Below are 4,977 nucleotides of genomic sequence, written 5' to 3'. Positions count from 1 at the left end.
GATGGTGCTGAAGGCCGCCAAGGCGATGGACGTCCTGGGCAACCAGGAAGCCCGCGTCTGGATCCACATGGTCAAGGCCATGGTGCCCGAGCGGGTCTGCCAGATCATCGACCAGGCGATCCAGATGTACGGCGCGCTCGGCGTCAGCCAGAAGACCCCGCTGGCCCGGATGTACACCTCGACCCGCACCCTGCGCATCGCCGACGGCCCGGACGAGGTGCACCACATGGTGGTGGGCCGCAACGAGCTGCGCCAGTACCGCGAGATGCCGCAGGACCCCTCGCTGGCGGCCAGCTTCCGGAGCTAGGAACCAATCTCCTCTCCTCAGGCAAAGCCGGGGGAGAGGAGTGTTTTTGCGCCCAAAGGCAGTTGTGCCTACACGGAGCACAAAGAATGCTTGGGAGGGCTTGGGGATGAAAACGACCACACTGGCGCTTGCCGCAACGACCGTGTCGCTGCTGGCGCTGGGCGCGCCGGCCGCAGCGCAAGCGGAGACGGCTTGTGCTGACCTCGCCAAGACCCGCCTGCCGCATGCCGAGGTGACCAAGGCGGTCGCTGAAGCCGTGGGCGACACGCAGGTCTGCAAGGTCTCGGTGACCAGCCGGCCCACCAAGGACAGCGACATCCGCCTGGAGGTCTGGATCCCGGTGGGCGCGGCCTGGAACGGCAAGTTCGTGCAGGTCGGCAACGGCGGTTTCGCCGGCACGGTCCCGAAGATCTTGTTCACGGGGCCGATCAAGGCCGGCTATGCGGTCGCCGGCACCGACGACGGCCACCAGGAGGCGGTCGGCACTTCGGCGGCCTGGGCGCTGGGCCATCCGGAGAAGGTGGTCGACTTCGGCTACCGCGCCCTGAAGGAGACCACCGAGATCTCCAAGGCGCTGATCGCGGCCCAGAAGGGCTCGGCGCCCGGCAAGTCCTACTTCTTCGGCTGCTCCGACGGCGGCCGCGAGGCGCTGATGGAAGCGCAGCGCTACCCGGGCGACTTCGACGGCATCGTCGCCGGCGCGCCGGCCAACTACATGAGCGACCTGTTCGGCCTCTCGGCCTTCCAGCAGCAGGCGCTGGCCAAGCCCGGCGGCTACCTGGACGCCCCGGCTCGGGAACTGCTGCAGAAGACCTCCCTGGCCCAATGCGGCGGCGAAGCCTTCATCCGCGACCCGGCCGCCTGCCATGTCGATCCCGGCAAGCTCGCCTGCAAGGCGGGCCAGACGGCTGGTTGCCTGACCGCGCCGCAGGTTGCGTCGGCGCGGGCGATTTACAACGGCCGCCTGGACGCCAAGGGCAAGGTGCTGTTCCCCGGCTACAGCCCGGGCGCCGAAGCCGCGAACGGCAGCTGGAACGCCTGGATCACCGGCCCGAGCCAGGATCTGAACGCCAAGGCCGCGGGCCACCAGTTTGCATCCAACGCCTTCAAATACTTTGGCTTCCAGGATCCGAACTTCGATTTCCTGAAAATGGATATGGGCGCGCAGTACAGCCAGGCGCACGCCAAGATGGCCCCGGTGATCGACTCGCCGGACCCGAACCTGGCGGCCTTCCGCAAGCGTGGCGGCAAGTTGATCCAGTACCATGGCTGGAACGACCCCGCGATCCCGCCGCGCTCGTCCATCCGCTACTACGAGGAGGTGGGCCGCACGATCGGGGACACCGGCGGGTTCTATAGGCTCTACATGGTCCCCGGCATGCTCCACTGCGGCGACGGCGTTGGGCCAGGGCGCGTCGAGTGGCTGTCGCTGCTGGACGGCTGGGTGAGCGACAAGAAGGCCCCGGGAGAACTCACCGCCACCGCGGGTCCGGCCCAGGCGCCCGGCGGGCCGCCCAGCCAGCTGCTCTGCCCCTACCCGCGCGTCGCCAGGAAGACCGGCGAGACCTGGGCCTGCGCCGTTCCCAAGAAGAAGGGCTGAGGCGAGGCGTTCGGGCTTGAGGCTGGCGGTGCGACGCGAGAGCCGGTAGGCGCGGGACATGCAACCACCCTTCCGCATCCGCCGTCTGACGCCTGACGAAGCCCGCGCGGCCGCGCCGGCGCTGGGCGAGGTGCTGCTCGACTGCGTGGCGGGCGGGGCCTCGGTGAGCTTCATGGCCGACCTCACGCTGGACGAGGCATCGGCCTTCTGGCGCGGCGAGGCGGAGGCGGACGATGGCCGCGCCATCCTCGTGGCGGAGGACGCGGAGGGGATCTTCGGCGTCGTCCAGCTGATCCCCGTCTGGCCGCCCAACCAGCCGCACCGGGCGGACGTCTCGAAGATGCTGGTCCACCGCCACGGCCGGCGGCTGGGCGCGGCCAGGGCGCTGATGACCGTGCTGGAGGACGAGGCCCGCGCCATGGGGCGCTGGCTGCTGGTGCTGGACACGGTGACCGGCGGGGCGGCCGAGCAGCTCTATGCGAGCCTCGGCTGGACGCGGGCGGGCGTGGTCGAGGACTTCGCCCTGATGCCGGACGGGGCGCTCTGCGCCACCACCTTTTTCTTCAAGCGGCTCGCGGCCTTGGGAGACACTGCTTGGGCCTGACCGTCGCCCTGTTCGTCGTGGCGATGGCCTTCGTCACCGCGACGCTCTCGGGCGTCTTCGGCATGGCCGGCGGGCTGGTGCTGATGGGCGCCCTGGCGGCGGTGCTGCCGGTCTCGGCGGCCTTCGTCACCCACGGGCTCCTGCAGCTGACCGCCAACGGCTGGCGCGCGATCCTGCACCGCAAGCACGTGCGCTGGGACATCGTCGGCTGGTATGCCCTGGCCTCGCTGGTCGCGGGCGTGGCGGTGTCGTTCCTGGCCCTCGTCCCCTCCAAACCGCTGCTCTACCTGCTGCTGGGTCTGGTCCCCTGGCTCACCTGGCTGCCGCAACGGTGGATCAACCTCGACGCCGCCAAGCCGGCGCAGGCCTTCCTCTCGGGCCTGTCGGTCACCGGCCTGAACCTGTCGGCGGGGGTCGCCGGGCCGCTCCTGGACATCTTCTTCATCCGCACGGAGCTGACCCGCCACGCCATCGTCGCCACCAAGGCCGCCACCCAGGTGTTCGCCCACCTGGCCAAGATCATCGTCTATGGCGCGCCGCTGATCGGCGCCGGCGGCAAGGGCTTGCCGCCCTGGTGGGTGTTCGCGCTCGCCATCCCGCTCTCCATGGCCGGCACGGCGGTGGGCGGGGTGATCCTCGACCGGCTGAGCGACGTGAACTTCAAGCGCTGGACGCGATGGATCGTCACCGGCGTCGGCGTCACCTATCTGTTCCAGGCGGCCCAGCTGTTCCTGCACGCCTGAGCCGCAGCCAAAAAAAGAGCCGGACCCGAAGGCCCGGCTTTTGAAAGTTTAGGGAGGAAACGCCCAGGAATGGGCAGACCACAGGTATGTGCGGATGCGAGCTGCACAAGAGCCGCCGGGGATTTTTTAGGGTGCAGAGCGAAAACATGCAGTTGGAGCCGCAGGTCCTGGAGAACCGCTTCGTGCGGCTGGAGCCGATGGGGGAGGCGCACCGCGAGGACCTGCGCGCCGCCTGCGAGGCCGATCCGCGGACCTGGACCGAGCTCTATCCGTTCTCGTGGGCCGGCGAGCATTTCGACCCGACGTGGACACGGTTGGCGAACGACATCGCCGAGGGGCGGACCATCGGGTTCGCGGTGACGATCGACGGGCGCTGCATCGGCCTTAGCTGTTACAGCGCTATCGATCGCGATCAGGCGTCGGTGGAGATCGGCGGCACCTATTATCACCCCGACCATCGCGGCGGGGCGGTGAATCCCGCCACCAAGCGGTTGATGCTGGGCGCCGCCTTCGACTCCGGCTGCCGCCGCGCCGTCTTCCGGGTCGACGCGGTCAACGCCCGCTCCCGCGCCGCGGTGCTCAAGCTCGGCGCGACGCAGGAAGGCATCCTGCGCCAGGACCGCGTCACCTGGACCGGGCGCATCCGCGACACGGTGATCTTCTCGATCCTCGCCGACGAGTGGCCCGCGGTGCGCGAACGCCTCGACGCGCGGCTGGCCGGGTTCGCCTAGGGCGGATCGACATTCAGCGCGGCGAAAGCGAAGGCCGTTTCGAGGTCCTTCTCCCCTTGTGGGAGAAGGTGGCAGCCGAAGGCTGACGGATGTGGGGTTTCGCTCCGCCGTCCGTGCGAGACGGCCTATCGCGTGAAGCCGAGGGTTCTGAGAGACCCCACATCCGACCTGCTGCGCAGGCCACCTTCTCCCACAAGGGGAGAAGGGACGCACAAGGACCCCCGCCAGCAGCGAATGAATGTCGATTGGTCCTAGTGTCCCGATTCCGAAGTTCGCAAGCGCTTGCGGCTGGCTTTGGCGAACTTCGGAATCGATCAGGACACTAGCAAGTATATGTTTCTAGTGTGCTTCTTGGATTTGAAGTTCGCTCGGCGCGTGGCCCGTGAATGAGGCGAACTTCAAATCCAGCACACTAGGCCGTCTGGGCCGTCCGCTCCTCGACGTTCTGGAAGAACACTTCCGAGGCGTGTTCGGCCACCTCCTGGGCGCTGTAGGGCCGCCCGGGCTGGAAGCCGCCGGTCTGCAGCATCTTGATCTCGCGCACCCCGCGGCTGGAGACGCCCAGCACCTTGCCCGAGTGGTCGGCGGCGAGGTCGGAGACCATGTAGAGCACCCCCGGCGCGACGTTCTCCGGCAGGCTCAGCGGATCTGGCTCCTTGCCCTGTCGGCCCGGCAGGTCGGAGGTCAGGCGGGTGTAGGCGCCGGGCGCCAGGCCCATGACGCGGATGTTGTACTTGCGCCCCTCGATGGCCATCACCCGGACCATTCCGTAGATGCCGGCCTTTGCGGCGCCGTAGTTGGTCTGGCCGAAATTGCCGTAGAGCCCGGAGGTCGAGGAGGTCAGCACCATCGTGCCGCCGCCGTTGTCCTTCATCCACTTCCAGACCGGCAGGGCGGTGCAGTAGGTCCCCTTCAGGTGCACCTTGATCACCGCGTCCCAGTCGGCCTCGGAGGTGTTGGCGAAGGTCTTGTCGCGCAGGATGCCGGCGTTG

The 4,977-nt window shown here is 68.5% G+C and carries 6 protein-coding genes; 5 read left to right on the top strand and 1 reads right to left on the bottom strand.

The window, feature by feature from the left end:
- The 5 genes from JWP28_RS18430 to JWP28_RS18410 all read left to right on the top strand — a co-directional run.
- Positions 1-307 (top strand): acyl-CoA dehydrogenase family protein (locus tag JWP28_RS18430; protein ID WP_299545227.1); only part of this gene is annotated, 307 nt, incomplete at its 5' end.
- Between the two features lie 106 nt (positions 308-413).
- On the top strand, positions 414-1,907 hold the full coding sequence (locus tag JWP28_RS18425; protein WP_299545226.1) for a tannase/feruloyl esterase family alpha/beta hydrolase: 1,494 nt from the start codon (positions 414-416) through the stop codon (positions 1,905-1,907).
- A gap of 58 nt (positions 1,908-1,965) precedes the next feature.
- Entirely contained in the window at positions 1,966-2,511 is a 546-nt protein-coding gene (locus JWP28_RS18420) for a GNAT family N-acetyltransferase (protein WP_299545224.1), read from the top strand.
- The gene (locus JWP28_RS18415) at positions 2,502-3,254 is read left to right on the top strand and encodes a sulfite exporter TauE/SafE family protein (RefSeq protein WP_299545223.1); all 753 of its coding nucleotides are present in this window, start codon (positions 2,502-2,504) and stop codon (positions 3,252-3,254) included. The genes JWP28_RS18420 and JWP28_RS18415 overlap by 10 nt, the downstream gene beginning before the upstream one ends.
- A gap of 146 nt (positions 3,255-3,400) precedes the next feature.
- On the top strand, positions 3,401-3,985 hold the full coding sequence (locus tag JWP28_RS18410) for a GNAT family protein (protein ID WP_299545221.1): 585 nt from the start codon (positions 3,401-3,403) through the stop codon (positions 3,983-3,985).
- Between the two features lie 412 nt (positions 3,986-4,397).
- On the opposite strand, the gene JWP28_RS18405 is transcribed toward JWP28_RS18410, so the two are convergent.
- Positions 4,398-4,977, bottom strand: a 580-nt coding sequence (locus tag JWP28_RS18405; protein ID WP_299545219.1) for an SDR family NAD(P)-dependent oxidoreductase, incomplete at its 5' end; no start/stop codon positions are given.

Source organism: Phenylobacterium sp. (assembly GCF_028290885.1).
Lineage (GTDB): Bacteria > Pseudomonadota > Alphaproteobacteria > Caulobacterales > Caulobacteraceae > Phenylobacterium.
Note: the sequence above shows the minus strand (reverse complement) of the source record. Positions and strands in the feature narration are given on the sequence as shown.